At 62.4% G+C, this 25,094-nt stretch carries 23 protein-coding genes and 1 riboswitch; of the genes, 12 read left to right on the top strand and 11 right to left on the bottom strand.

Translation table 11 applies throughout. From position 1 onward, the window contains the following. Position 1 precedes the first annotated feature (1 nt). The 5 genes from ACHZCU_RS21545 (at position 2) to ACHZCU_RS21525 (ending at position 6,780) form a co-directional block, all read left to right on the top strand. Positions 2-784, top strand: a complete 783-nt coding sequence (locus tag ACHZCU_RS21545) for an ABC transporter ATP-binding protein (protein ID WP_319520667.1) — start codon at positions 2-4, stop codon at positions 782-784. 148 nt (positions 785-932) lie between these two features. Beyond that, positions 933-2,735, top strand: a complete 1,803-nt coding sequence (locus ACHZCU_RS21540; protein WP_319520666.1) for an ABC transporter ATP-binding protein — start codon at positions 933-935, stop codon at positions 2,733-2,735. Between the two features lies 1 nt (position 2,736). Further along, a complete protein-coding gene (locus ACHZCU_RS21535; RefSeq protein ID WP_319520665.1) occupies positions 2,737-4,539 on the top strand; it encodes an ABC transporter ATP-binding protein in 1,803 nt (600 codons plus the stop codon). A gap of 140 nt (positions 4,540-4,679) precedes the next feature. Then, positions 4,680-4,883, top strand: a riboswitch (cobalamin riboswitch). Between the two features lie 128 nt (positions 4,884-5,011). Further along, positions 5,012-5,659 (top strand): epoxyqueuosine reductase QueH, encoded by a 648-nt coding sequence (locus ACHZCU_RS21530; protein ID WP_319520664.1) that lies wholly within the window; start codon positions 5,012-5,014, stop codon positions 5,657-5,659. Positions 5,660-5,709: 50 nt separating this feature from the next. Further along, the gene (locus ACHZCU_RS21525) at positions 5,710-6,780 is read left to right on the top strand and encodes a hypothetical protein (protein WP_319520663.1); all 1,071 of its coding nucleotides are present in this window, start codon (positions 5,710-5,712) and stop codon (positions 6,778-6,780) included. A gap of 80 nt (positions 6,781-6,860) precedes the next feature. Here ACHZCU_RS21525 and ACHZCU_RS21520 read toward each other — a convergent pair whose 3' ends face one another. Beyond that, entirely contained in the window at positions 6,861-8,060 is a 1,200-nt protein-coding gene (locus ACHZCU_RS21520; protein ID WP_319520662.1) for an MFS transporter, read from the bottom strand. A gap of 212 nt (positions 8,061-8,272) precedes the next feature. On the opposite strand from ACHZCU_RS21520, the gene ACHZCU_RS21515 reads away from it, so the two are divergent. Continuing rightward, entirely contained in the window at positions 8,273-9,169 is an 897-nt protein-coding gene (locus ACHZCU_RS21515) for a LysR family transcriptional regulator (protein WP_319520750.1), read from the top strand. A gap of 12 nt (positions 9,170-9,181) precedes the next feature. On the opposite strand, the gene ACHZCU_RS21510 is transcribed toward ACHZCU_RS21515, so the two are convergent. Beyond that, complete coding sequence (locus ACHZCU_RS21510) at positions 9,182-9,673, bottom strand: MarR family transcriptional regulator (protein WP_319520661.1); 492 nt, start codon at positions 9,671-9,673, stop codon at positions 9,182-9,184. 62 nt (positions 9,674-9,735) lie between these two features. On the opposite strand from ACHZCU_RS21510, the gene ACHZCU_RS21505 reads away from it, so the two are divergent. After that, positions 9,736-10,212, top strand: coding sequence for a carboxymuconolactone decarboxylase family protein (locus ACHZCU_RS21505; protein WP_319520660.1), 477 nt, complete (start codon positions 9,736-9,738; stop codon positions 10,210-10,212). 182 nt (positions 10,213-10,394) lie between these two features. Then, complete coding sequence (locus ACHZCU_RS21500; RefSeq protein WP_319520659.1) at positions 10,395-11,294, top strand: LysR substrate-binding domain-containing protein; 900 nt, start codon at positions 10,395-10,397, stop codon at positions 11,292-11,294. Between the two features lie 54 nt (positions 11,295-11,348). Here the strand turns inward: ACHZCU_RS21500 and ACHZCU_RS21495 are convergent, their stop codons facing one another. Together ACHZCU_RS21495 and ACHZCU_RS21490 are read right to left on the bottom strand one after the other, a co-directional pair. After that, positions 11,349-11,744 (bottom strand): hypothetical protein, encoded by a 396-nt coding sequence (locus ACHZCU_RS21495; RefSeq protein ID WP_319520658.1) that lies wholly within the window; start codon positions 11,742-11,744, stop codon positions 11,349-11,351. Between the two features lie 28 nt (positions 11,745-11,772). Then, positions 11,773-12,402, bottom strand: a complete 630-nt coding sequence (locus ACHZCU_RS21490) for a TetR/AcrR family transcriptional regulator (RefSeq protein ID WP_319520657.1) — start codon at positions 12,400-12,402, stop codon at positions 11,773-11,775. Between the two features lie 255 nt (positions 12,403-12,657). Between ACHZCU_RS21490 and ACHZCU_RS21485 the strand changes: the two genes are divergently transcribed. Then, complete coding sequence (locus ACHZCU_RS21485) at positions 12,658-14,064, top strand: MFS transporter (protein ID WP_319520656.1); 1,407 nt, start codon at positions 12,658-12,660, stop codon at positions 14,062-14,064. Between the two features lie 7 nt (positions 14,065-14,071). Here ACHZCU_RS21485 and ACHZCU_RS21480 read toward each other — a convergent pair whose 3' ends face one another. The 4 genes from ACHZCU_RS21480 to ACHZCU_RS21465 form a co-directional block, all read right to left on the bottom strand. Further along, the gene (locus ACHZCU_RS21480; RefSeq protein ID WP_319520655.1) at positions 14,072-14,476 is read right to left on the bottom strand and encodes a nuclear transport factor 2 family protein; all 405 of its coding nucleotides are present in this window, start codon (positions 14,474-14,476) and stop codon (positions 14,072-14,074) included. A gap of 116 nt (positions 14,477-14,592) precedes the next feature. Then, positions 14,593-15,396, bottom strand: a complete 804-nt coding sequence (locus ACHZCU_RS21475) for an SDR family NAD(P)-dependent oxidoreductase (protein ID WP_319520654.1) — start codon at positions 15,394-15,396, stop codon at positions 14,593-14,595. Positions 15,397-15,510: 114 nt separating this feature from the next. Beyond that, a complete protein-coding gene (locus tag ACHZCU_RS21470) occupies positions 15,511-16,956 on the bottom strand; it encodes an amidohydrolase family protein (protein WP_319520653.1) in 1,446 nt (481 codons plus the stop codon). A gap of 644 nt (positions 16,957-17,600) precedes the next feature. Beyond that, a complete protein-coding gene (locus ACHZCU_RS21465; RefSeq protein WP_319520652.1) occupies positions 17,601-18,533 on the bottom strand; it encodes a LysR family transcriptional regulator in 933 nt (310 codons plus the stop codon). A 103-nt stretch (positions 18,534-18,636) separates the two neighbouring features. On the opposite strand from ACHZCU_RS21465, the gene ACHZCU_RS21460 reads away from it, so the two are divergent. The 3 genes from ACHZCU_RS21460 to ACHZCU_RS21450 are packed head-to-tail and all read left to right on the top strand — an operon-like array spanning position 18,637 to position 20,805. Continuing rightward, a complete protein-coding gene (locus ACHZCU_RS21460) occupies positions 18,637-19,242 on the top strand; it encodes a DsbA family protein (RefSeq protein WP_319520651.1) in 606 nt (201 codons plus the stop codon). Positions 19,243-19,256: 14 nt separating this feature from the next. Next, positions 19,257-19,877: an NAD(P)H-binding protein gene (locus ACHZCU_RS21455; RefSeq protein WP_319520650.1), complete on the top strand. Its 621-nt coding sequence runs from the start codon at positions 19,257-19,259 to the stop codon at positions 19,875-19,877. 34 nt (positions 19,878-19,911) lie between these two features. Beyond that, positions 19,912-20,805: an MBL fold metallo-hydrolase gene (locus tag ACHZCU_RS21450; protein WP_319520649.1), complete on the top strand. Its 894-nt coding sequence runs from the start codon at positions 19,912-19,914 to the stop codon at positions 20,803-20,805. 54 nt (positions 20,806-20,859) lie between these two features. Here the strand turns inward: ACHZCU_RS21450 and ACHZCU_RS21445 are convergent, their stop codons facing one another. The 3 genes from ACHZCU_RS21445 to ACHZCU_RS21435 are packed head-to-tail and all read right to left on the bottom strand — an operon-like array spanning position 20,860 to position 25,080. Then, positions 20,860-22,107 carry an FAD-dependent oxidoreductase gene (locus ACHZCU_RS21445; RefSeq protein WP_319520648.1) on the bottom strand — a complete coding sequence of 416 codons (1,248 nt, stop codon included), beginning with the start codon at positions 22,105-22,107 and terminating at the stop codon, positions 20,860-20,862. Positions 22,108-22,130: 23 nt separating this feature from the next. After that, positions 22,131-23,639: an amidase family protein gene (locus tag ACHZCU_RS21440; RefSeq protein WP_319520647.1), complete on the bottom strand. Its 1,509-nt coding sequence runs from the start codon at positions 23,637-23,639 to the stop codon at positions 22,131-22,133. Between the two features lie 52 nt (positions 23,640-23,691). Next, positions 23,692-25,080 carry a M20 family metallopeptidase gene (locus ACHZCU_RS21435; RefSeq protein WP_319520646.1) on the bottom strand — a complete coding sequence of 463 codons (1,389 nt, stop codon included), beginning with the start codon at positions 25,078-25,080 and terminating at the stop codon, positions 23,692-23,694. Positions 25,081-25,094: the final 14 nt, after the last annotated feature.

Here is a 25,094-nt window from a genome sequence, read left to right as displayed (position 1 = left end):
CATGAGCGACGGCCAACTTCATATCCGCGACCTCTCCGTCTCCTATCCCCGCGCGACCAGCCCGACGCTTGACGGCATCACGCTGGAGCGCATCGAACCGGGGCGGATGACCGTTTTCGCCGGGCCAAACGGTGCTGGAAAATCGACGCTTCTGAAGGCGATAGCCGGGACCGTCCGTTATTCCGGCGTCATCCGGCTGGGCGATACCGATCTCGCCAACCTGCCGCCGCGCGAAAAAAGCGGGCTGATCGGCTTCATGCCGCAATCGGGCTCGGCGCGGGCGCGGCTGACGGTTCTGGAAGCCGTGCTGGCGGCAACCGACATCACATCCGGCCTGCGCGCCTCGCGCCAAAGCATGGATGCCGCCTGCGATGCGCTGGAACGGCTCGGCATTCTGCATCTGGCGCAAACGCCACTTGCCAGCCTTTCCGGCGGCCAGCGCCAGCTTGCGGTGCTGGCGCAATCGCTGGCGCGGCGGCCGCCGGTTCTGCTGCTGGACGAGCCGACCAGCGCGCTCGACCTGCGCCACCAGTTCGAGGTGATGGCCGTGCTGCAATCGCTCGCCGATGAAGGCACAACCATCATTCTGGTGCTGCATGACCTGACGCTGGCGGCAAGATGGGCCGGGCATTTCGTGTTTCTCGCCGATGGCCGGATCGCTGCGGCGGGGGCGGCCGCAGAAACGCTGACGCCCGCGCTGTTGCACACGGTCTACGGCATCAGGGCGGAGGTTGCGACACGGCCCGACGGGGCGATGACCATTCATGTCCTCGCACCGGGATAGCGTGCGGTCACAGGGTTCGGAAAGGTCGGCCCTTTCCGGAGAGCCGGAGCGGCAAGCCAGCAAAGCGCAAGCCAGCCGCTCCGGTTTCCAGCCGGCCGTACAGCCATGATTTCAGGAAAATACACCCTAAAACTTTCAGGTTTTCGTCATGACACAGCATTCGGATGACGCCGGACAAAAGAGCAGCGGGCCGGATTATTTCGCCAGTCTCCGGCTGATCTGGCCGCACATGGCGAGCGAAAAACTGCAGCTTGCGCACGCCATCGGCTGGGCCACGCTTTCCGTCGTGCTCGAACTCGTGCCGGTCTACGTCATCTACCGGGTTCTGCAATCCGCCCTTGCCGGCACGCTGACGGTTTCCGTCGCGGGCCTTTATGCCGCCATCGCGCTTGTCGCCGTCATCGGAACCTGGCTGGCGCTCGCCGCCGCCATGAGCGGGGCGCACAGGATCGCCTTTGCCGCCATCTACCGGCTGCGGCTTGCCATTGCCCGCCATCTTGCCCGCCTGCCGCTCGGCTATTTCGCCGACAGGCGCAGCGGCGAGGCCAAGAAGCTGATGATCGACGACCCGGAAAAGCTGGAACTCGTCGTCGCCCACGGCATTCCCGAGGGCATCGGCGCGTTCGGCACCTGGCTTGCCGTTTCCGTGTTCCTGTTCGCCATCGACTGGCGGCTGGCGCTGGCGACGGTGTTCATCACCCCGGTTTCCTTCGTGCTTCTGGTGCTGGCGATGAAGCGCGGCGGCCGCCATGTCGATGCCTATCAGGCGGCGGGCGGGCGCATGAACGCGGCCATTGTCGAATTTCTGGCCGGCATGCCGGTGGTGAAGATCTTCAACCGGCCAGGCGAAGGCTTTCGCGAGGCAAGCGAGGCCGTCAGCGCCTATGCGGCGGTCGAAACCCGCTGGGCGAGGGCCTATCTGCCGCTCGGCGGCACGTTTTTCAGCCTCATCCTCTCCAATATCGTCTTCATCGTGCCGGTCGCCGCCTATCTTGCCAGCCGGGGCGAAACCGATATCGTCACCATATTGCTGTTCGTCATCCTCGGCGCCAATTACAGCCGGCCGCTGATGAAACTGTTCAACCTGTTTCACGAGCTTGCCCATATCAGTGTCGGTTCGCAGCTGATTGCGGGCGTGCTGGCCGAAGCGCCGCAGCATGACACCGGCCGGCGCGCCGCGCTTTCCGGCCATGATGTCGTCTTCGAAAATGTCAGCTTCGGCTATGGCAGCGGCGATGTGGTCACCGATGTTTCCTTTATCGCAAGAAGCGGCACGGTGACGGCGCTGGTCGGCCCCTCCGGCTCTGGCAAGAGTACGCTTGCAAGCCTCATTCCGCGCTTTTTCGATGTGCGCGCCGGGCGGATCACCATCGGCGGCGTCGATATCCGCGATATGGCGCAGGAACAGCTGATGGACACCGTCGCCTTCGTGTTCCAGCAGACGTTTCTTTTCACCGGCACGGTTGCCGACAATATCCGCTTCGGCAATCCCGATGCCTCCGATGAAGCGGTGGAAGCCGCCGCCGTTGCCGCCCGCGCGCATGATTTCATCGCGGCGCTGCCGGATGGTTACGCCACGAAGATCGGCGACCGGGGCGCTGTGCTTTCCGGCGGCGAGCGCCAGCGCATCGCCATTGCCCGCGCCATCCTGAAGGATGCGCCGGTGATCGTGCTCGACGAGGCCACCGCCTTTGCCGATCCCGACAATGAGGCCGCCATCCAGCAGGCGATCGAAGCGCTGGCGAAAGGCCGCACGTTGATCATCGTCGCCCACCGGTTGCACACGATCCGCGATGCCGAAACCATCATCGCCATCGAAAACGGACAGGTCGCAGAGACCGGACGCCATGACGATCTGCTTGCCCATGACGGCCTTTATGCCCGGCTGTGGCGCGATTTCATCGCCGCGCGCGAAACCGGCCTACGCCAAACCGCAGAAAAGGAGGCCTGAAATGCGTGCCAAGACCACCGAAATCCGCTCAGACCTGCAAAGCCTGAAACGGCTCTGGGCGCTGGCCGGGCCGCTGCGCAGCCGCGTTGCGGCGGGCATCGTCTTCCGTTTCCTGCAATCCTTCTCGCTCGGCATCGGCTTTGCCGCCGCCATCCGGCTTGTCAGCGCCATGACGGAGCCGGGCTTTACGCCGTCGCCTGCATGGGTATGGCAGATTACAGGGCTTGCGGCGCTCTCGCTTACGGGACAGGTCGTCTTCAGCTATCTGTCGTCGGCCAATAGCTGGCTTTCCAGTTTTGCGCTCGGCGGCGAACTCCGGCTTGCCATGCTGGGACGATTGCAGCAATTGCCGCTCGGCTTTCACTTTTCCCGCAATCGCGGCGATACGGTCACCATGCTGACCTCGGACATGCAGATGGTCGAGAGCTTCATGTCGGACGGTCTGCCGCGCGTGGCCGAAGCCTTCGGCCTGCCGGTCGCGGTGCTTGCCTTCATGGCGTTTCAGGACGGGCCGGTGACGCTGGCTGCCATCGTTTCCATTGTCCTGTCGATGCCGCTTTATTTCGCCATCAGCCGTTATCTGGCGAAAACCGGGTTGAAACGACAGGACATACAGGCCGAGGCCGCCGCCCGGATGATCGAATATGTGCAGGGCATGCCCGTGATCCGCGCCTTCAACCGCGTGACCCGCGGAACCGAGGATTTCCGCGCCTCGCTGGAAGATTTCCGCGACCTGTCGCTGAAAATGGTGGCGCAGCTTACCCTGCCGCTGGCGCTGTTCGGCATGGTGCTGACGCTCGGCGTGCCGCTAGTCATTTTCGCGGCGGGTCTGCGCTTTGCCACAGGCGCGATCGGAATCGAGACGATCATTATCGCGCTGATGCTGGTCTATGCCATCTACAGCCCGCTTCTGGGGCTGACCAGCCTGATGGAACTCACCCGCCAGGCCGATGCCTCGCTGACCCGCATGGACCGGGTGCTGACGGCGGAACCGCTGCGTGAAACCGCGCTGCCCAAACAGCCGGACGGTTTCGCCATTGCCTTCGAGGATGTCGGCTTCGGCTATGGCAAGGGGCCGGTGCTGAAAGATATCGGCTTTTCCGTTCCCGAACGCTCGATGACCGCCATTGTCGGCCCCTCGGGTGCGGGCAAGAGTACCATCCTGAACCTGCTGCCGCGCTTCTGGGATGTCAACGAAGGCGCGATCATCATCGGCGGCATCGATATCCGCGACATGGCGCCGGAACGGCTGTCGGAGCTGATCACCGTGGTCTTTCAGGACGTCTACCTGTTTTCCGGGACGATCTTCGACAATATCGCCTTCGGCCGCCCCGACGCCGTGCCCGCCGATATCGAGGCCGCTGCCAAAACCGCGCAGGCCCACGACTTCATCATGGCGCTTCCCGATGGCTACGACACCCGCGTCGGCGAGGGCGGGGCCTCGCTTTCCGGCGGCGAGCGCCAGCGCATCTCCATTGCCCGCGCCATGCTGAAGGATGCCCCCATCGTGCTGCTCGACGAGGCGACGGCGGCCATCGACCCGACCAATGAACGCGCCCTGCAAAAAGCGCTTGCCGCACTGGTGAAAGGCAAGACCCTGATCGTCGTCGCCCACAAGCTCTCCACCGTGCGCGAGGCCGACCAGATCCTCGTCCTCGACAATGGCCGGATCGTCGAGCGCGGCGACCATGACGGCCTTATCGAAAACAACGGGCTTTACCGACGGCTGTGGCTTTCCTGGACAAAGGCCGCGCATTGGCGGATTGGCGGACATCAGACAAGGCCTGACAATCCAGAGGATTAAAGCACGCTTTGAAGGTCGATGGGAAAGAGGTTATTTCTCTTTGAAATCAATAATATAATCCCTGTCATAGCGCGGCGCATATCGCTGCCCACCACAGCGCAAACCTTCCGTTTTGCTATTGACATCGCAGCGGTGATGATATTGGTCAAACCCGTTCAGGTGCCGGAGGAAGCTTCGGTTAAAAGGGAATCCGGTTCACGGCCTCGGCCAAATCCGGAACTGCCCCCGCAACTGTAGGCGGAGAGTTTACCCGGAATACCACTGGTGCAGAGACGTGCATCGGGAAGGCCGGGATAAGTGATGACCCGCAAGTCAGGAAACCTGCCTGAAGATATTCACCTGTTCTGACCGCGGGCGGCGTGTCGGGAGCGGTTTTCCGTGAAGGTGTTTTCGTCGCACCGCGCTCAAACCGCGCGGTGTCTGTCTGCATCTGTCCGGAGGCTTGTCGCATCCGGAGGGAAGGTGATTTGCCATGACGGATCTGCAAAGGCCCGAACTGACACCCCCCGGCGGAAACAGGAAAGTTCTGCTGCATTCCTGCTGCGCCCCCTGTTCGGGCGAGGTCATGGAGGCCATGCTGGCCTCCGGCATCGATTACACGATTTTCTTCTACAATCCCAACATCCACCCGCAGAAGGAATATCTGCTGCGCAAGGACGAGAATGTCCGTTTCGCCGAAAAGCACGGCGTCGCGTTCATCGACGCCGATTATGACAAGGACAACTGGTTTGCGCGCGCCAAGGGCATGGAATGGGAGCCCGAACGCGGCATCCGCTGCACCATGTGTTTCGACATGCGTTTCGAACGCACCGCGCTTTACGCCCATGAAAACGGCTTTCCGGTGATGACGTCTTCTCTCGGCATATCGCGCTGGAAGAACATGGCGCAGATCAATGATTGCGGCCATCGCGCCGCCGCGCCTTACGAAGGCCTCAGCTACTGGGATTTCAACTGGCGCAAGGGCGGCGGCGCCAACCGCATGATCGAGATCAGCAAGCGCGAGGAATTCTACCAGCAGGAATATTGCGGCTGCGTCTATTCGCTGCGCGACACCAATATGCACCGCCGCAAACAGGGGCGTGAGCCCATCGAACTGGGCAAGCTCTATTACAGCGAATAACACCGCTGCGCCCGCAAAAATCGCTTCATTGTCAAACGAAAGGACCAAATATGTGCCAGATATGCCAGAATGTGATGTTTTCCGGCGGCATTCCCGGTGAAGGCGTCGAGGACGTCTTCGAATCGCTGGCCAGAACGGTTGGCGCCCGCGCCGCTTTCTGGCCGGATGGCGAGACCAACCCGGAACGGCGCGGCTGGATCGGCGCGGTTAACAATATGGTGCTGGCCACAGCGCCCTGCTTCGAGGAAATCCCTTCGCCGCTGACGCTGCCCAAAGACCATCCCTACCACATGTTCAAGACGCTGAAGATCAAGGATGGCGCGACTGTCGACCTGCGTGGTCGGTTGCCCTACGCCAAGGATGCGATTGCCTCCTACAGGATCTTCAAGCAGATGCAGTCCGAAGGCCGCATTCCCAAGGAAGTCCGCTTCCAGTGCTCGGTCCCGGGCGCCCATGACGTGATCTCGATCACCTTCCCCGATGTTTCCACATGGCCCGTGCTGTTCAAAGCCTGGCAGGAAGCACTGCAGGAAGAATATCGCCGGATTCTCGAAGTCATCCCGGCAGAAGAGCTGTGCATCCAGGTCGATTACTGCACCGAGATGATCCACATCGGCGGCACCTGGGCACAGAAGTTCGACTGGATTGAGGAAGAACCGAAGGACACGCTGTTCGCCCGTTACACATCGCCCGAATACATCAACGGTCATATCGAGGGCCTGCCCGACGCCGTCACCATCGGTTTTCACGTCTGCTGCGGCACATCGCCGTCCTATCCGGTGCAGCCGCTCGACGACATCGGCCTGCCGGTCGACCTGTCGAATGCCATCCAGAAGGCGGCCGGTGGCCGTATCGGCTATTTCCATCTGCCGGCCATGACGGACTCGGGCGAAGCCTATTTCGCCCCGCTTTCGCGGCTGGAAACGGGCGATGCGACGATCTACCTCGGCCTTGAATGCAATGACGGCCTTGAGGGCATGGAACGGCGCATGAACGCCGCGCAGAAATTCCTGCCGAAATTCGGCGTTGCCCATTATTGCGGGTATTTCTGGAACAAGGCGATCATGCCGGACCTGCTGAAAACGCTGGCCGAAGGCGCCGACAAGCAGGCGGCGGCTTAAGACCATCCGACAATGCCCGGCAGTACCCTCTGCCGGGCATTTTTGCGGACATACCATCCCTGTCATCCAGCCGTGCTGCCTCACACCCGCCGGGGAAAACCGTGCCCGCGGGCCCGCAGGATCAGCAACAGGGACAAGACGATCAGGACGAGCAGAACCGGCGGAAAGCTGGTCACGCCGAATGCATCGAGCATCAGCCCACCGGCCAGCCCGCCACCGGCAATCGCCATGTTCCACACCGTCACCAGCATCGACTGCGCAATATCGGCCACCGGGCCCGCAGCACGGGCGCCTGCCGTCTGAAACAGGGTCGCGCAGCCGCCGAACGCCAGCCCCCAGAAGGCGCACGCCACATAGACCACGCCCGGTACCGCGCCGCCAAGCCAGAGCATTACCGCCGCAAGGGCGAAAAGCCCCGTGCTGAAAAGGGTCAGCGCCCGCAGGTGGCGATCGATCAATACACCGACGATCCAGATACTGAACAGTGAGGCGATGCCGAAGACGAGAAGCACCGTATCGGTGCGTCCGGTCATGCCGGCCTGCCCCAGGAACGGGGCGATATAGGTGTAGAGGATGTTGTGGGCGAGCACGAAGGTCAGCACCACCAGAAGCACGGAGCCAATGCCGGGCCGTTTCAGGACGGAAACCGGGTTGCTGCGTTTGCCCGCAGGCTGGCCCGGAAAATCCGGCACCTTTGCAAGAACCAGGAAGACAAGCAGCACGGTCAGCCCGCTCATCAGCGCAAAACAGCTGCGCCAGCCGATCTGCGCGCCGAGGAAGGTTCCCGCGGGAACGCCGAGTGAAAGCGCCAGCGGCGTGCCCGCCATGGCCACGGCAATTGCGCGGCCCTTCAGATGTTCGGGCGCCATGCGCGCGGCATAACCGGCGGCCAGCGCCCACAGCAGGCCCGCCGCCACGCCCGCCACAAACCTTGCGACAAGTGTCAGCGCATAGCTGCCGGAGATGGCCGTCAGGGTGTTGGCGAACAGAAAACCGAAAATCGCCGCCAACAGAAGCGGGCGACGACGCAGTCCCTGGGTCAGCAATGTCAGCGGAATGGCCGCAAGAAGCGAGCCCAGCGCATAAGCTGTGACCAGCTGACCGGCCGCGGCTTCCGAAACGCCCAAACCGCTACCGATGGCGGGCAGAAGACCGGCCGGCAACGCCTCCGTCAAAATGGTGATGAATGCCGCCATGGAAAGCGCCAGCAGCCCCGCCCATGGCAGGCTTTCACCGGTGGCGCCGGCATGGCCCGAAACCGATCTGTCGCTTACAGCCATTGCAGACCTCCCGTGGCGGGCAGGCAGGGAAATGAACCGGCGACGGAAAGCGGCAGGGCGTCCGCCGGATCGGCGGAAGGGGCATGCGAAACCATGGGAAAACCTCATTCGGTTGATGAATGACGGCAAGCCTGACACGGACCGAATTGCAGAAAAACAGGCTTTAATTCCGAACACTTCGGACTATTATGTCCGCTATTATGGCAATCCCGATGGACAATCTCGGCGCACTGAATGTCTTCGTCCAGGCCGCGGAAACGCGCAGCTTCACCCATGCCGGGCGTCAGCTGGGCGTGTCGCCGTCGGCCGTTGGCAAAGCGGTTGCCCGGCTGGAGGCGCGCCTTGGCGTCAGGCTGTTTCACCGCTCGACGCGCGCGATCACGCTGACGCCCGAAGGGCAGCTTTTCCTCGAACGCTGCCGCCGGATTTTCTGCGAGGTGGAAGCCGCCGAAATGGAACTGGCCGAGATCCGCGACCAGCCGGGCGGGGTGCTGCGTGTCAGCCTGCCGCTCGTCGCGATGCTGATGATGCCGACCATCTCCGCGTTCATGGCAGCGTGGCCGGACATCGAGCTGGAACTCGATTTCACAGACCGGCTCGTCGATGTTATCGAAGAAGGCTATGACGCGGTCATCCGCAGCGGCGAACCGGACGATTCACGCCTGATGGCCCGCAAGCTTGGAACGTTCGGCTACAGGCTTGTTGCCTCGCCCGCCTATCTCGCGGCACATGGCATCCCTGAAACTCCGGATGACCTGCGCCACCACAAATGCCTGCGTCATCGCTATCCCAGCACCGGCAAGCTGGAAGAATGGCAATTTGCCCGCACAGCTGGCGCCGGCGTCAACGGCTTGCCGCAAACAGTCGTTGCCAGTGCCATCGAGCCGCTTCTCTATCTGGCGCTACAGGGGCGCGGTATCGCCTGCCTGTCGGATTTTGCCGTGCGCAGCCATTGCGATGACGGCACGCTTGTCAGCATTCTGGAGGCGGATGTTCAAAATACCGGCTCCCTTCGTATTCTCTGGCCATCGAGCCGCTACCGCTCGCCGAAACTGCGGGTTTTCGTTGACTTCATGGTGGAGAACCTTTTCGCCCGGGCGCAAAGCTGACGCCGGTGGATATCAGCTCTTCGTTTCCGGCCCGGTTTCCGCGCCTGCAACCTTGACCAGCCAGCGTCTGATAACGGTCTGTTCGTCGTCGGTCATGCCGGCAAGCAGTTCGGTTTCCAGCACATAGACCTTGTCCTTGGCGGTAGCGAGAACCGCGCGCCCCTTGTCGGTCAGGGCGATATGCTGTTTGCGGCCGTGGCGGGCATGCGGGCGCCTGCTGACCAGCCCCGCCTTTTCGAGATTTGCGACGATTGTGCTCATCGTCTGCGGGGTCAACAGCGCCAGGCGCGCCAGATCAGCACTGGAATGTTCAGGGTAGGCGGCAAGCATGGTCAGGGCGGCAAATTGTGGCTGGGTCAGCTGCAGATCATGCAAAACCGCCTCGACGCGATAACGATAGGCACCGGCCGCCTGCCGCAGGAGATATCCCAGATATCCATCCGCGCCCCGCTTTCCCTCTCCCGCACGGGGCAGGGCTGCGGAATATGAATCATCCTTGCTCATTGTAAGAACCCTGATATTAATGTCAGAGTTCTGATATAGATGTTTTGCGAAAGGTTGCCAAGATGTCCGCCGATAGCCCCACCACCATTCCGAGCCTCACCTATGCCCGTTTCGAAGCGATTGCCCCTGACGGGCTCGGCGCGCTGCTGGCCATGGGCAAGGCCGTCGACGCGGCCGGGCTTGAAAAGACACTGACGGAACTGGTGAAACTGCGGGTCTCCCAGATCAACGGATGCGCATTCTGCATTGCGCTCCATCTGAGGGTTGCGCGGCGGGCCGGTGTTGAAAACGTCAGGCTGGATATGCTGACGGCATGGCGCGATACAGACCTTTACACGGCGCGCGAACGTGCGGCGCTGCAATGGGCCGAACATGTCACCCGGTTTCCGACAGCGCCTGTCGCTGCGGCGGCTCAGGCAGAGATTGCCGCAAACTTTTCTGAACAGGAAATCACCCACCTGACGGTCGCGATTGCCAATATCAACGCATGGAACCGCATCGCCGGTGCGCTGCATTTCCCGCCAATGCCGGAGGGATAGGCCCGGACGGCCGCACGTTTTCCTTATGCAAAGAGGGCAGGCGAGAAACCAGCGGCACCCCGTGATAGCGCTCGTGCCTTCAAGCCGTCGTCTACCTTGCGGCCCCGGAGGCAATATGGATATCATAGCCGCATGGAAACAAGCGTGAACACGCAACTGCAATGAAACGACGGGCATGATACATGAGTGAAACGCATGGACAGGCCCAATTGGCACGGCTCAGACCTTTCGAAGCCGCGGCACGCTATGAAAGCTTTACCCGCGCGGCCGAAGAACTGGGCCTGACCCAGACCGCAGTCAGCCGTCAGATCAGTCAACTCGAGGCGGAGCTCGGCGTTAGCCTGTTCGAACGGCGCAACCGCGCGGTTTTCCTTACCGAAGAAGGACGGCGGCTCGGTGCTGTCGTTGCCGAAGCGCTGGCGTCGATCGATGCGGAAATTGCCGCGATCACCGGAACCGGCGCGCCGGGAACCGTCATTCTGCGCTGCCAGCTCTGCGAAGCGTTTTACTGGCTGATGCCGCGCCTTTCGCGGTTTCATGCCCGCAATCCCGACATCCAGCTTCAGCTGGTCAGCGCGCTGGAGCCGTTGACGCAGGCGCGGGAGCCTTTCGACGTTGCCCTGCAGACCACCGGCCGTGCCGCCGGTTCGGCACGGCTTCTGTTCACCGCGTCCGATGAAATATTTCCGGTGTGTGCGCCCTCGCTTCTGGCGAATGACCCCGGACCTCTGCCGCCGGATAAAATCCGCGAATTCCCGCTGCTGTCGCACCGCGTTCTGCCGCAGGACTGGTTCGACTGGCCCGACTGGTTTGCCGCCAGCGGCATGTCCCGGCCGCAGGACCTGCGCGTGATCGCCTTTGACAGCTACCCGCTCGTGCTTCAGGCCGCCATTGCCGGCCAGGGGATCGCGCTTGGCTGGAAGCGCACCGTGGAAGGGCTGATTGACGAGGGAAAGCTGCGCCCCGCCTGTACGGAAACGATCCGGCGCCCCGGCGAAATTTCAGTTTTCCGCGGCCCCCGCCGCACGCCCAGCGCTGCAGTCGACCGGCTCATCGCCTGGCTGAGGACCGAACTGGAATGATGGCAGGGCGAGGCTCACCGCATCGGCAGGAAACAACCGCCTGAAACCGTATCGTCAGGCCACAAGCCCGGCGGCAATCCGGTCCGCTTCGGCGGCATCCTCGGCGAGCAGCGCGGGAAAACCCAGCATGGCCTGTAGTCCGGCGATCTGCTTGTCCTGAACGGCGCGGTCGGTCGCCGCATCCCTGACCGAAACGAAGCCCAGGCAGACGGCCGCCATGCGGGACCGGTTTTCCTTCAGCCACAGGATCCAGCGCTTCTGGTCGTCATGCGCCTGTTTTGTTTCGGCGCTCCGGCCGCGCACGGAAAGCGCAAATTGCGTCCCATCCGCCAGAAGGGTCTCGAAATCGGCAATCATCGCGTCGATCCCGCTGGTCGCAAGCCTACCGACATCCAGACGCACAAGCGGAAAGCCGGAGCCGTCAAGCACGGATAAATTATCTGTTGTCATGAATATGCTCGTTATCTGTTTTGCGAGGTCAGTCCTTCGGCCCGGTGTCCGCAGGCGGCGCAATCAGACCGATGAAATAGTCCAGAAGCTGATCATCATCGGGAACCGTATCGCCGGTGACGCCGATCGCACTTTCGATTTCGATATCACTGTGCAGGAAATACTGAATGAGGCCACCGACCGTCGTCATCGCCAGCCCCGCCGGGATATCGTCGCGCACCAGCCCGGCCTCCTGGGCCTGTCTGATTTTGGGAACGAAATGGCTGTTCAGGAATTGCGAGCGGGACTTGCGCTCCTCCACCGGCGCGCCCAGAACGCGCCAGAGCTGAAAACGAAGCGCGCGGGGATGCTCCTTCCAGTATCGCTGATAGCTTGCCATCGTATGCCGCAACGCCCTGGCCGGATCATCGGCTGCGTCATCGGGAATGGCCGAGACGGCTTTTGCCAGATCATCCGAGGTCCGTTCTCCGACAAGGTTCCAGAGGCTTTCCTTGTCCTTGAAATGATGATGGATGAGGCCGGGTGAAACTCCGGCTTCCTCGGCAATCGCCCGCATGGTCGCGCCGGAAAAGCCGACCTCGGAAAAAACCGAAAGCGCGGCCTCAAGGATACGATCACGGGCATCGACGGTTGTGTGCACGGGGCTGAGTTCCGGCATCGGCGCGGGCTCCTGACGTTGATTTTGAACAAACGTATAGCCAACTAAACAAATAATCAACGCCTCGCAATAACTTGAGTAAAAATTTCATATTATATGTTGACTAAACAATCAGTTAGCACATTAATAGCGCCCGTCAGCGGCGCGCATCCCTGTTCGCCGGACGCCGATTTCCAGCGGGGATATCCGCGAGACCTTCTTTCTCGCCGACTGAAACACTGATTGCCCTGCGCAAACCAACCACAGGACCACACCATGACAGCTTCGCGCAAAACCGTCGGTACGATCGCCGTCTATCTCGGCACCTGCATGGCCACGATCGCCATCAGTATCGTCACCGTCGCCCTGCCGGCGATCCAGAAGGATTTCGATGCGGATATCACCGCATTGCAGTGGATTGTCGGCAGCTACGCCCTTTGCCTTTCGGCCTTCATGCTGTCGGCCGGGCCTCTGGGCGACCGGTACGGGCGGCGGCGGGTGTGGCTTTCCGGCGTCGCGATCTTCGCTCTCGGTTCGGCACTGGCCACCGGCGCCGTCACATTGCCGATGCTGATCGCCGGCTGCGCGGTTCAGGGGATTGCCGGCGCGCTGGTCATTCCGGGTGCGCTCTCCATCCTCACGCAGACATATCGCGATGCCGTTCAGCGCAGCCGCGTCATTGGCGGCTGGGCGTCGGTCAGCGCGATCTCGCTGATCCTCGGCCCGTTTGCCGGCGGCATCCTGGTCGATCTTTTCGGCTGGTTCAGCGTGTTCCTCATCAATGTCCCCCTTGGCCTCGTGACATTGATCCTCGGCCGCATCGGCATTGAGGAAAGCGCGGACCCGGATCACGCGGCCTTCGATCCGGCGGGACAATTGCTCAGCGTCATTGCACTGGGCGCACTGACACTCGCCCTGACCGAAGCCGGGCGCAGCGGCTGGGATACGATGCTGGCGCTTTCGGCGTTTGTGGTCGCCGGGCTGTCCTTCCTTGCATTCCTTGCCGTGGAGACAAGGGTTGCGCGGCCGGTCCTGCCGGTGGACCTTTTCCGGGATCGCCGTTTTGCTGCGGTCAATATCGCCTCCTTCGTGCTCGGCTTCATGGGCTACAGCAGCCTGTTCTTCTTTTCGCTTTTCCTTCAGGATGCCCAGCAACTCTCCGCCACGCAGGCCGGATTGCGCATGGCGCCGGTGTTCCTGTCGATGGCTGTTCTTGCCTCCCGCTTCGGCAGGCTTTCGCATCGTTTCGGTCAGTTCGGCCCGATGGTCGCAGGTTACGCGCTGATGGGCGTTGCCATGCTCGGCATGACCGGCTTTGCGCCCGATACGTCCTACGTGCTGCTGTTTGCGCTGTTTCTGCTTCTGGGCGTTGGCATGGGGCTTTCAGTGCCCGCAACCAGCGCCGCGGTCATGACCATGACGCCGCGCGCGCGCACCGGCGCAGCCTCGGCCACGCTGAATACGATGCGGCAAAGCGGCATGACCATCGGCATCGCGCTTTTGGGCTCGCTGATGGCCGGCGCCAGTGCCCGTGCCCTGACCCTCGGCCGGAGCGCGGCCGAAGCCACAGCGGAAGGGTTCGGCGTGGCCGTGCTCTGGGGCGGGATATCGGCCGTGGCGGTATCGCTGTTCCTGATCGCGGCCATGAGACCATCTGCAAGGGCGCAGCGAGAGCAGGCATAGTCCCCCGTCAGACCGGCGGCCCACCCGGCAGCGCGGTTGCCTGATGGGCGATGTTGACCCATTGCCCGTCGCGCAGCGCATAGACACGCATATGCCGCGCATGCTTGACCGGCTGCACACCGCCCGGCGTTTCGATCACATTGTGGTAGCGTCCGGTCACCACGGCGACAGACCCCAGCACATTGACGGCGTTTTCGTCGATCACGAACGCAATGAAACGATATTCACCATTGGTGAAACCCGCCAGAAAATCTGTTTTTGAGCGTCGCTGCCCGCTGCTTTCGACATGCACATAATCGGCTCCGGTAATCCGCGCCAACGTCTTGACATCGCTATCCAGCATAGCCTGAAGACGCACGGCCTCGACGGCGAGAACGTCATCTTCCGCCTGCTGTTTTTCGCCGTCCGTCATGCTGTCCTCCACCGTGCCCGCAAAAGCTTTCGCCTAAACGGCATTGTGCATCCTGAAAGAAGACCGGCATGGCAAAAGGCGCAATGCCGGTCAGAGATTTGTCTGAAGGGAAGGGATCAGTTCTTCGTGTCCTTCAGCCATTCCGGCTCGCCGCGCAGGCTGCGCAGGTCCGGATAGCCCGTGACTTCCCAGCCGCCATCGACGACCAGGCTTGTCCCGGAAATATAGCTGGCATCGTCGCCAGCAAGGAAAAGGGCCGCATTCGCAACCTCGCGCGGGCTTCCGGCCCTGGCCATCGGAATGCGGTCCATATAGGCCTTGTGCACGGTTTCGTTTTCGAAGAGCCCGCCGGTGCGCGGGGTCTGCACCAGCCCCGGCAGAATGGCATTGACGCGCACGCCGAGAGGGGTGAACTCGAGTGCGGCGTTCTTGGTCAGCATTTCCACGCCGGCCTTGGCCGAACTGTAGGCGCTTCCGGCATGAAGCGGCAGGTGCGAGGTGAGGGAGGCGACGTTGACGATGGCTCCACCGCCGCGTTTGACCATATGCCGGCCTTCATGCTTGAGACACAGGAAGACGTTGGTCAGGCCGATATTGACGCTCGCCTGCCAATCCTCGAGTTCGAGATCCAGCAGATACCCCACCCGCGCGCCGCCGGCGACGTTGAGGGCAATATCGATGCGGCCGAACTTGTCCACGGCGCGTTTCGTCATCGCCTCGACATCGGCCTCGCGGGTGACGTCGACGGTGACGGTTTCCACATCCGGAAACGCCTGCTTCAGCCCGGCAAGGGCTTCCTCGTTGATATCCGCGCCGATGATGTGCGCGCCGTCCGCAGCGAGACGTTCGACGATATCACGCCCGATGCCCGAAGCGGCGGCGGTGACGATGGCGACCTTGTCCTTGAAATTTGCCGACATGTTTCATGTCCTCCACATATGCGGTCTCTTGACCGGTTTGTTGTTTTGCCAATGGGAATGCAGGCGGCGCGCGCCGCCGCATGTTTTGCGTTTTCAGGCCCGTATTGGGCCACCTCAATAGTGGCAGGCGCACGACCGGGCCGCCGGATGCGGCCGCGTGGCCGTCTTCGGGATTTCGTTCTGGGCCTGCCAGAACAGGTGGTCGATCGTGTCTTCGGCCTGATGGCGGACATCGTCGAGATCGGCCAGTAGTTTGCCGCCGCGCTTGACCGGCTTGCCATGCACCAGAACCGTGTCGATATCGCCGATGGAAGCATGGAAGACGACCGAGGCGACCGGGTTCAACACCGGCACCATGTTGGGCGAGGTCGTGTCGATGAACAGAAGGTCGGCGACCTTGCCGGGTTCGATGGTGCCCAGCCGCTTTTCCTGTCCGAGGGCGCGTGCGCCCTGGAAGGTGGCAAACTCGAAAATGTCGTCCAGCGTGATCTTGAACCCTTCGGGACGCTCCTCAAAACCGCTCATGGAGATCGTGCGTTCGACGCCGAAGGCGGTGCGCATCTGCGAGAAGAAATCCTCCGAAGCCGCATTGGCCGAGTCGATGCTGAGGCTGGGGCGGATGCCGGCGGCCATCAGGCGCCCGGTGGGCGGCGGCGACATGAAATGCGAATCCACATGCGGGGCGACGGAGGCCGAACCGCCGGTCTCGGCGATCAGCTTCAGTTCGTGATCGCTGGCGCCGGTGAGATGAACCCAGGTGACATCAGGCCCCATCATGCCGGCCTCGTACATCATTTCCAGCGTTGCGCAGGGCTGGAAATTCCGGTCTGCCGAGACGATATGGATCGAAATCCGCATGCCCAGTTCCCGGGCGATCTCGAATTCCCTCTTGCAGGCATCGAGCGAAATCAGCTGCGGCGGCTCAAGCCCGAGGAAACAGGACGACAGCAGCGCATCATCATCGGGCAGAAGCTTGCGGGTGCGCTCCGCGCCGGCAAAGGACCTCGCCTGATCATAGTAGCGGTCGACATCGAAAAGCCGGTCCGAGCCGTAGCCGTGGCCGAAGACCGTGCGGCCGCCGATATCGCGATGGGCCTGAATGGCAGCATCCTCGTGCTCCGGCGAGGCGATGTTGTGGGCCCAGTCGAGCATGGTGGTCACGCCCGCATCGAGTGCTGCCAACCGGGCAAGCCGCGTGATCGCATAATGGTCCTGCGGGCGGAAACGCGGGGAATAGACGCCGTAGAGATTGGCAAACACATCCGCCAGATGGGAGTCGTAGGACAGCCCCTTGAACGCTGACAGCCAGAGGTGGCGGTGGGTGTCGATAAAGCCCGGTGAAACGATATAGGACGAGGCATCGATGATCTCTGCATCGATGTCACCGATATCGAGTTCCGGTCCGATGTCGAAGATATGTCCGTCGCGCAGCAGAAGATCGCCCCGGAAGGTTCCCTTGTCAGAGCCGCTGATGATGATCGCCTGTTTGACAAGCGTTGCGCGGGCCGGATCGAACTGCGCCCACGCCAGCGCATGCGGTGTTGTGTCGGATTGGTTCATCGGGGGCTTTCCTCCTGTTGAGCTGCGCTTCACCAACCCTTTCGGACAGGCTGAGCGCGCGTTGAAACCGATCCGTGATGCATGCAGGCGGCCCGAGATGATGTGTGCCGCATCTGCAATTTCAGGCTTTCCCGGACCCGGCCCGTTTCCCAAGACAGTACTTTGAAAATCTGAAACGATAATAAGTCAAGAAGATTATTGGAAAATTTTCGCTAGCCGGCAGGCATATCACCGGTCCGGCTCAACACGACTGCCTGCGTCGGAGTAAGTGTAATTTCACCCATCAAATTCAGTTATTTACCTGAAATTCCATGGTGATGAACTGACAAGGGTGACATGATGATCGTTGCGGACAATCATGCCCTTTTCAGGGCTCTGTGAGGAAACCCACCGGTCGGCAAACATGTGCCGTAGCGGCCGGTCAGGACGACGATCAACCGCGCCCCGCGGGTGCTGCTCAGATTATTGAGAAATCTCGTCCTTCGTTCTTTCGTCATACCGGCCTTGAGCCGGTATCCAGGGCCGCTTGTTATGCGCTTCCAGAAAGAGTCTTTGCGCGCAAGGACTTGGCCCTTACTAGATTCCGGCTCAAGGCCGGAATGACGGCGAAAGGGAGGGAAGACAGTGATTGGCCACAGGGTTTGTCAACAAACTGAACCGCGCCCCGCGGGCGTGGCTGACTGTTTCAGCGTCCCGTGCAGATACGTCTCAAGCGTGTGCAGGAACTGCCGGGTTGCCGCGGAGCGAAACGGAACCGGCGGGAAGACTGCAAAAATGCCGCCGCGTCTCAGCCGGAAGTCCGGCAGCAGCCGGATCAGGCGGCCCGTCCGCAACGCATCGGCAACCAGGAAATCCGGCAGGATGGCAAAGCCGCCGCCGGCCATGGCACAGGTCGATGACCCGATGGTGGCGTCAACCCGGATCGCGGGTGAAAGCGTGACCTCATGCGCAGGCTCGCCCTCCCGGTGAAATGACCACCGGCTGGCGCCCCCAAGCGCCCGGTTCATGATGAAGGGAAGCCGGTGCAGATCGGCCGGTACCAGAGGCGCATCCACACCGTCCATCAGCGACGGGGCAGCAACAACATACTGCTCGAAATCGGCAAGCTTTCGCGCGATATTGGTCGAATCCCTGAGCCATCCGACCCGAAACGCAATATCGAAGCGGTTTTCGATGGGGTCCAGCCGGGCATCGGTGAAGTTCAGATCAACCGCGACCTGCGGGTGGCGACGGCTGAACACGGCGGCAGCTTCGGCAACATATGTGCTGCCGAAATCCAGCGAGGCCGTCACCCGCAATTCACCCGTCGGCACTTCATTGCCCTGCTGCGCCACCCAGTAGGCTTCCTCGATCTGGGCAATCGCGGCGCGGGCGGCCTCGTAGAAAGCCACGCCCTGTTCGGTCAGCTTCAAGTGCCGCGAATTGCGGATCACCAGGGCCGTACCAAGCTCGGCTTCGAGAAGCTGCAACTGCTTGCTGACCACGGCCTTGGTGATGTTCAGCCGTTCGGCGGCGGCGGTAATCGTTCCTTCTTCGGCAATGGCCGTGAAATACTGGAGACGCGTGTAGTTTCGCACCATCGTTTCCTTTTAGCTGACGCACAGTCAGAATATACGCTCTTCAGCAAACGCCCGTCATCCCCTATCTTGCTGCCATTGAGGAAACACCGGAGACGTCGGCATGCCGCATTTCACCTATATTTATGATACCTATTGTGGCTGGTGCTATGGGGCCGAACCGGTCATCACCGCACTGATAGAAAGCGGCGCCGCGGTCGAGGTCTTCCACCGGCATCTGTTTCAGGGCGCCAATGCGCACCGGATGGGCGACGGGTTTGGCCGGATGGCGATGCAGTATGATCGCCGCATCGCGACCCTTTCCGGACAGGAATTCAGCGATACTTATATATCCAATATCCTGTCGGCGCCGGACGAGGTGCTGGAATCCGGCCTGACGGCCCGGGCCGCCGCGCTCATTCATGATCGGGGCGCAAAGGCCGAAATGGCGCTGGCCGCTCGCCTGCAGCGGGACCGTTTCGTCAACGGACGTTCGGCCGCAGACAAGGCCGCCGTCACAGCGACACTGGCCGAGGCAGGCGTGACCGCCGATCTGGCCGACGGCGCGGAAAAGGCCCGTGCCATCAGCGAACAGGCGGCCGCGCTTCTGGCGCGTTACGGCCTCTCCGGCGTGCCCGCACTGCTTCGCCACGACGGTGACAACACGCAGATCGTGAATATCGGCGACTTCTACCAAACGCCTGAACGCATTGCAGCGATCGCTGCCTGAGAAAGGAAACGACAATGAAACTTCTCGTCATCGGCGCCACCGGCATGGTCGGTTCGCGCATTGTGGATGAAGCGCTGTCCCGCGGCCATGAAGTGGTGGCCGCAACCCGCAACCCCGACAGGATCCAGCCCCGTGCGGGTCTGACCGCCGAGGCGCTGGACGTGACAGACGTCAAACGGCTGGGCGAACTTGCGGCCAGCGTCGATACCGTGATCTCGGCAACCAGCCCGCGCAGCAGCGGCAACCCGGAAGCAGAGGCCGTGTCCTACGCCTCGGCGCTGATCGAAGCGCTCGGCAAGACCCGGCTGGTGATGGTCGGCGGCGCCGGCTCGCTGAACCTGCCCGACGGCACCCCCGTCGCCGATGTCGTGCCGGATGTCTATGCGGCAGAAGCCCGCGCCATGCGCGCTGCCTATGAGCGCATCAAGGCATCGGATCTCGACTATACTGTTCAGGCGCCTGCGGGAGAGATTGCACCCGGCGAACGGACCGGACAATTCCGCCTTCAAACCGACATTCTGCTGACGGATGCCGACGGCAACAGCCGGATCAGCGCCGAAGACTTCGCCGTGGCCTTGCTCAACGAGGTTGAACAGCCGCAGTTTGGCCGGCAGCTGTTCACGGCAGCCTACTGAACCCGAAACACTTGCCCGGAAGGAGGGGACGATCATGCTGACCCGCAGGGAAACGTTGAAATACGCAGTGACGGCGGCCGCCGTCGTGACAGCCGGCCGCAGCGCTTTTGCGGCCGCGCAGCAGCTTGACTGGCAGGTTTTTCAGGCCGGAGAAGAGGGCTTTCGCCGCACACCGGTCCTGCTCAGCGGCGAGACCGAGGCGATCCTGATCGATGGCGGCTTCACGCTTTCCGATGGCCGCGCCCTGGCGGAAGCCATCAAGGCCACGGGTAAAAAACTGACAACGATCTATGTCAGCTGCAGCGACCCCGATTACTATTTCGGCCTCGGCCCCGTCGTTGAGGCTTTTCCGGAAGCCAACGTGATCGCCAAGACCGTCACCGTCGAAGCGATCAACGGCAATGTCGAGAGCAAGCTGGCGACATGGGGGCCGATGCTCAAGGACAACGGCCCGCAGAAGCTGGCCGATGTGGTCATTCCCACGCCGTCGGACGTCTCGTCGCTCGCGCTTGAAGGGCAGGACATCGACATCGTCGAGATTTCGTCGATGCACGACCGCCGTTATCTCTGGGTGCCGTCGCTCGAAGCCGTGTTTGGCGGCGTTCTGGTGTCGTCCGGCATCCATGTCTGGGTGGCCGACACGCCGACGCCCGAAGAGCGCGCGGCCTGGGTCGACGCCCTCAACGAGATCATCGCGCGCCAGCCGAAAATCGTCGTTCCCGGCCACAAGACGGAAGATGCGCCTGGCGGCGTCGAAGCCGTGACCTTTACCCGCGATTATCTGGTGGCCTTCGACGAGGAACTGAAAAAGGCGAATGACAGCGCCGCCCTGATCGCCGCGATGGCGGTGCGCTATCCGGATCTTGAGGGCGTCAGTTCACTCGAACTCGGCGCAAAGGTCGCCATGGGCGAAATGAAATGGGGCTGATCTGAAAACAGCGCCGGAACCGCCGCGGAAAAGCCTGATCGCATAAGGCCAAGCCTATCCACGGCAACGCAGGCGCCGGTTTTCCGGCTTCAGAAGCACGAACTCGTTATCCTCGCGGCCATCGATCATGTCCGCGAGGATGCTTCCCGTTGTCGGGCCGAGCGTAAAACCCTGATGCCCGTGGCCGAAGTTGAACCACAGTCCCTCGTGCTGCGGCGCGGAGCCGACAAGCGGCAGCATGTCCGGCAGGCAGGGGCGATGGCCGAACCATGTGCTGTTTTCGATCGGCGGGCCGATATCGATCAGCTCGCGCGCGCCGGCAACGCCGCGTTCAAGCTGGGTGAGATTGGCCGGCGCGGCCGGGCCGGTCAGTTCCGCGCCGGTGGTGATGCGCAAGCCCTGCCGCATGTTGGAAAGCACCACGCCGTTGGCGGCATCCATCAGCGGCCGGTTGAGCCGCTCGGTCATTTCGAAATGGCCGTGATAGCCGCGTTTGCGGACCATCGGGATACGATATCCGAGCGGTTTCAGGTATTCGGGAGACCACGGCCCCAGCGCGATCACCAGATGTTCTGCGGTCAGCCGCTCACCGGAATTTTCGATGCGCCAGCCGCCGTTTTCCCGGATCGGTGTCGCGGCATCGGCCCTGACGATACGCCCGCCGCGGGCCTCGAACAGTGCCGCATAGGCCTGGGTCAGGCCCCCCGGATCGCTGACGGTCCAGGGGCTTGTCCAGAAAACCGCGCCGGCAATGTCGGCTTTCAGCGCCGGTTCTTCGGTTTTCAGCGCTTTCGTGTCCAGCAGGGTTGAGGCAACGCCGTAGGTTTTCTTCAGCCTGTCCGCATCGGCGGCGGCTGCGTCGAATATTTCGGGCGTGCGGTAGACCTGATAGAAGCCGGAACGCCGGACGAGGTCGTCCGCGCCCGCTGCCGCGATCAAAGGCGCATGATCATGCGTCGCGCGCGCCGTCAGCTTCGCATAGGTCTGCGATATCCGCGCGTGGCGTCCCGGCGCGGAGGCGAGAAAATAAGGCCACAGCGCCGGCGTGGACCGCAACAGGCCGGGGACGTTATAAATGATATCGTTGGTCCGCCCGATGGCATAGCGGAAGAGCTTTGCCGGGGCATAGGGTATGGCATAGGGCTCCGCCGCCTCGCTCTGGATGATGCCCGCATTGCCATAGCTTGTCTCAAGGCCCGGCCCCTTGCGGTCAACGACCGTGACGCTATGGCCTCTTTCCTGCAGGGCGAGCGCAGTCGAAATGCCGACCATGCCGGCGCCCAGAACCAGAATTTCACGCATGACAGTATGGCTCCCGATCCCGTCTATTCAAAACTGAGAAAACCGTCGGTTTCGGCAATCGGCGGCGCCGCCTTCAGGGCGTTGAAATCCGGCGGACGCGGGGCGAAACCGGACAGGCCGGCGATAACGGCTTCGAATTCCGCTGCCACGGCCAGAACCCCGAGATCGTCATGACGGCGACCGACGATCTGCAGACCGAAGGGCATGTTGTTGGCATCAAAACCGCAGGGAATGGTGATCGAGGGGTGCCCGGCGATGGTCGAGGCATAGGCCATCGCCAGCCAGTGGTAATAGCTTTTGGTGGCAACGCCGTCGATTTCGGTCGGATAGAGTTCGCGCCAGGGACGCGGGCTGATGGTTACGGCGGGCGAGATGATGAAGTCGCGGTCTTCGAAAAACGCCTGCCAGTTGCGGTAGTAACCGCTCTGGGCGATCATCGCGGCGGCGGCATCTTCCGCCGAATAGCCGCGCCCTTCGGCAACATTGTCGGTGACATTCGGGCCGACAAGTTCCGGCTGTTCATCGACGAGCCGGGCGTGGTGCCCGAGGAAATTGATGGCACGCAGAACCGAGAAGATCCGGTCCGCGCCGTCGCAGTCGGGCGTTGCCTCCTCAAGCCGGCCGATGAACGGCGAGAGCGCCTCGACCGCCTTCAGGAAATGCGCGCGGACGGTTTTCTCCACCGGTGCAAAACCATAGTCTTCCGTAAACGCGATCCGCAGCGACGACAGGTCGCGGCGCGGCAGATTGGCGAACGCGCCGGGCTCCCACAAAGTCTTGCCATCGATGATGGCGGTAAACGGATCGCTGCGGTCGGGGCAGGCCATCACCGACAGCATCAGCGCGGCATCGGCAACGCTGCGCGCCATCGGCCCGGAGGTCGACAGCGGCATCAGTGCGATGGGGCGCGTGTCGCCAGGCACCACGCCGGGGCTCGGACGAAAGCCGACAACGCCGCAATAGGCCGCAGGGTTGCGCAGGCTGCCGCCGGTATCCGAGCCGGTTGCGAGCGGCGCATAGCGACAGGCAAGCGCCACAGCGGACCCGCCGGACGAGCCCGCCGCCGTGCGCGTGAGATCATACGGGTTGGGCGTGACGCCATAGACGCGGTTGCGGGTGTTGCCGCCCGCGCTCCATTCGGGATTGTTGGTCTTGCCAAGCGGGATGGCGCCGGCGCGGCGCATGGCGGCAACGATGGCGTCGTCCTTCGCGGCGATATTGTCGCGGAAGATTTCCGAGCCGAAGGTCGTCGGCAGGCCCTTGACGTCGATCATGTCCTTCACGCCGAAGGGCAGGCCGTGCACCGGGCCGAGCGCCGCACCGCTCATGACGGCCTCTTCCGCCTGTTTTGCGTCCGCCAGAAGTGCGTCGAAATCGCTGGCCACGACGGCGTTGACCGCATGGTCGAGCGCCTCGACGCGGGCGATGCAGCTTTCCACCAGCTCCACCGGCGACAGCGCCTTGCGGGCAATCAGCCGGCGGGCTTCCACCGCACCAAGATCGGCCGGCTGCGTCGCGGATTTAACGGTCATGCATATTCACTCCAAGTGGCTTTCGGTCATATCCGCAGCGGATCCTGCCATATCACGCCGGCAGTGTCCCGGTGTCGGCGATATCGGAAAACAGGCCGGTCATGACGGCAAGCGCCTGACGGGCAAGCGGCTTGAGAATATGTTCATTGGGGGCGTGCTGGCTGCAACCCGCATAGCTGTGCGGTATCCAGATCGTCGGCAGCGCCAGCACCTCGGCAAAGCAGTCGTTCGGCAGCGATCCGCCCAGATTGGGCAGGATATGCGTCGCTTCTCCGGTGGTTTTCTCAAGCGAAGCCGCCGCGAATTTCACCCATGGATGGTCGGGGTCAAGCCGGGTCGCGGGGAAGGAACCGCCACCGGCGGGCACGACCTCGACGCCCGAAAAACCATGCCGGTCCAGATGACGGCGCAAGGCAGGCACAATGTCTTCGCTGTCGGTTCCGACAACGTAACGAAGCTGGCAGGTGGCGCGGGCGTGGCCGGAAATCGCGTTGACCGGCGCTTCCGGAACACCGGATTTCATCGCCAGAACCGCAAAACTGTTCCAGCCGAAAACCCGTTCGGCCTGCGTCAGGCTTTCCTCGCCCCAATCAGGATCGAGCGCAAAACCGGCCTCGACCGGCGGCAGTTCGGCCAGCACTTCGCGAATGCGCGGCGTCAGGCTATCGGGGCGCCATTCCGGCACCTTGATCTGGCCGCGCGCGTCGGTGATGGTGGCAAGCGCGTGGGCAAGAATGATCGCCGGATCGGCCAGCAGCCCGCCGAAATTGCCCGAATGATTGGCCCCCTCGCGCAGATCGACGCGAAGATCGAAGGTCACGCCGCCGCGCGACCCGGTGAAAATCGTCGGAACGTCCGCCGAAAGACGCGGACCGTCGGATGCGATCAGAACATCGGCGGCCAGACGTTCGCGATGGGCCTCGCAAAAGGCCTTCAACCCCGGCGAACCGTTTTCCTCGCCCATTTCCAGAAGTACCTTGGCATTGAAGCCGAGCTTGCCGCGGGTTTCGATCAGGCTGGCCATGGCTTTCAGATTGATCAGGTGCTGGCTCTTGTTGTCCGCCGTTCCGCGTCCGTAAAGCCGGTCGCCCTCTTCCGTGATCTCGAAAGGCGAAAGCCCTTCGCGCCATTGTTCGGTCTGGGCGCGGACCACGTCGCCGTGGCCATAGGTCAGCACGGTCGGCAGGTTCACATCCTCGATGCGCTGCGCGACCATGATCGGCCCGGCGCCGGCAACCGGGTTTTCGAAGATTTCCACCTCAAATCCCATGCTTTCAAGCATCGGCGTCATCGCTTCGGCGAGGTAAATGTCGAGATGCGGACGTCCGCGCGGGTCCTGGCTTTCGGTCGGATAGGCGACCAGCTTTTCGAGATCGGCCCGAAAACCGCCCTCGTCGAAATAACGGGCGCTCAGCGCCAGCGCCTTGCTACGGCTGTTCATCAACAGGCTCCTGA

The sequence above is a fragment of the uncultured Martelella sp. genome (assembly GCF_963677965.2).
Taxonomy (GTDB): Bacteria; Pseudomonadota; Alphaproteobacteria; order Rhizobiales; family Rhizobiaceae; genus Martelella; species Martelella mangrovi.
The sequence above is the reverse complement of the archived record's forward strand: the minus strand, read 5'-3'. Positions and strand labels throughout refer to the sequence as shown.

What these genes read in the sequence shown, in the direction of transcription:
- ACHZCU_RS21545 (WP_319520667.1), top strand. Translation starts at nt 2, where the DNA reads ATGAGCGACGGCCAACTTCATATCCGCGACCTCTCCGTCTCCTATCCC.
- ACHZCU_RS21540 (WP_319520666.1), top strand. Translation starts at nt 933, where the DNA reads ATGACACAGCATTCGGATGACGCCGGACAAAAGAGCAGCGGGCCGGAT.
- ACHZCU_RS21535 (WP_319520665.1), top strand. Translation starts at nt 2,737, where the DNA reads ATGCGTGCCAAGACCACCGAAATCCGCTCAGACCTGCAAAGCCTGAAA.
- ACHZCU_RS21530 (WP_319520664.1), top strand. Translation starts at nt 5,012, where the DNA reads ATGACGGATCTGCAAAGGCCCGAACTGACACCCCCCGGCGGAAACAGG.
- ACHZCU_RS21525 (WP_319520663.1), top strand. Translation starts at nt 5,710, where the DNA reads ATGTGCCAGATATGCCAGAATGTGATGTTTTCCGGCGGCATTCCCGGT.
- ACHZCU_RS21520 (WP_319520662.1), bottom strand. Translation starts at nt 8,060, where the DNA reads ATGGCTGTAAGCGACAGATCGGTTTCGGGCCATGCCGGCGCCACCGGT.
- ACHZCU_RS21515 (WP_319520750.1), top strand. Translation starts at nt 8,273, where the DNA reads ATGGACAATCTCGGCGCACTGAATGTCTTCGTCCAGGCCGCGGAAACG.
- ACHZCU_RS21510 (WP_319520661.1), bottom strand. Translation starts at nt 9,673, where the DNA reads ATGAGCAAGGATGATTCATATTCCGCAGCCCTGCCCCGTGCGGGAGAG.
- ACHZCU_RS21505 (WP_319520660.1), top strand. Translation starts at nt 9,736, where the DNA reads ATGTCCGCCGATAGCCCCACCACCATTCCGAGCCTCACCTATGCCCGT.
- ACHZCU_RS21500 (WP_319520659.1), top strand. Translation starts at nt 10,395, where the DNA reads ATGAGTGAAACGCATGGACAGGCCCAATTGGCACGGCTCAGACCTTTC.
- ACHZCU_RS21495 (WP_319520658.1), bottom strand. Translation starts at nt 11,744, where the DNA reads ATGACAACAGATAATTTATCCGTGCTTGACGGCTCCGGCTTTCCGCTT.
- ACHZCU_RS21490 (WP_319520657.1), bottom strand. Translation starts at nt 12,402, where the DNA reads ATGCCGGAACTCAGCCCCGTGCACACAACCGTCGATGCCCGTGATCGT.
- ACHZCU_RS21485 (WP_319520656.1), top strand. Translation starts at nt 12,658, where the DNA reads ATGACAGCTTCGCGCAAAACCGTCGGTACGATCGCCGTCTATCTCGGC.
- ACHZCU_RS21480 (WP_319520655.1), bottom strand. Translation starts at nt 14,476, where the DNA reads ATGACGGACGGCGAAAAACAGCAGGCGGAAGATGACGTTCTCGCCGTC.
- ACHZCU_RS21475 (WP_319520654.1), bottom strand. Translation starts at nt 15,396, where the DNA reads ATGTCGGCAAATTTCAAGGACAAGGTCGCCATCGTCACCGCCGCCGCT.
- ACHZCU_RS21470 (WP_319520653.1), bottom strand. Translation starts at nt 16,956, where the DNA reads ATGAACCAATCCGACACAACACCGCATGCGCTGGCGTGGGCGCAGTTC.
- ACHZCU_RS21460 (WP_319520651.1), top strand. Translation starts at nt 18,637, where the DNA reads ATGCCGCATTTCACCTATATTTATGATACCTATTGTGGCTGGTGCTAT.
- ACHZCU_RS21455 (WP_319520650.1), top strand. Translation starts at nt 19,257, where the DNA reads ATGAAACTTCTCGTCATCGGCGCCACCGGCATGGTCGGTTCGCGCATT.
- ACHZCU_RS21450 (WP_319520649.1), top strand. Translation starts at nt 19,912, where the DNA reads ATGCTGACCCGCAGGGAAACGTTGAAATACGCAGTGACGGCGGCCGCC.
- ACHZCU_RS21445 (WP_319520648.1), bottom strand. Translation starts at nt 22,107, where the DNA reads ATGCGTGAAATTCTGGTTCTGGGCGCCGGCATGGTCGGCATTTCGACT.
- ACHZCU_RS21440 (WP_319520647.1), bottom strand. Translation starts at nt 23,639, where the DNA reads ATGACCGTTAAATCCGCGACGCAGCCGGCCGATCTTGGTGCGGTGGAA.
- ACHZCU_RS21435 (WP_319520646.1), bottom strand. Translation starts at nt 25,080, where the DNA reads ATGAACAGCCGTAGCAAGGCGCTGGCGCTGAGCGCCCGTTATTTCGAC.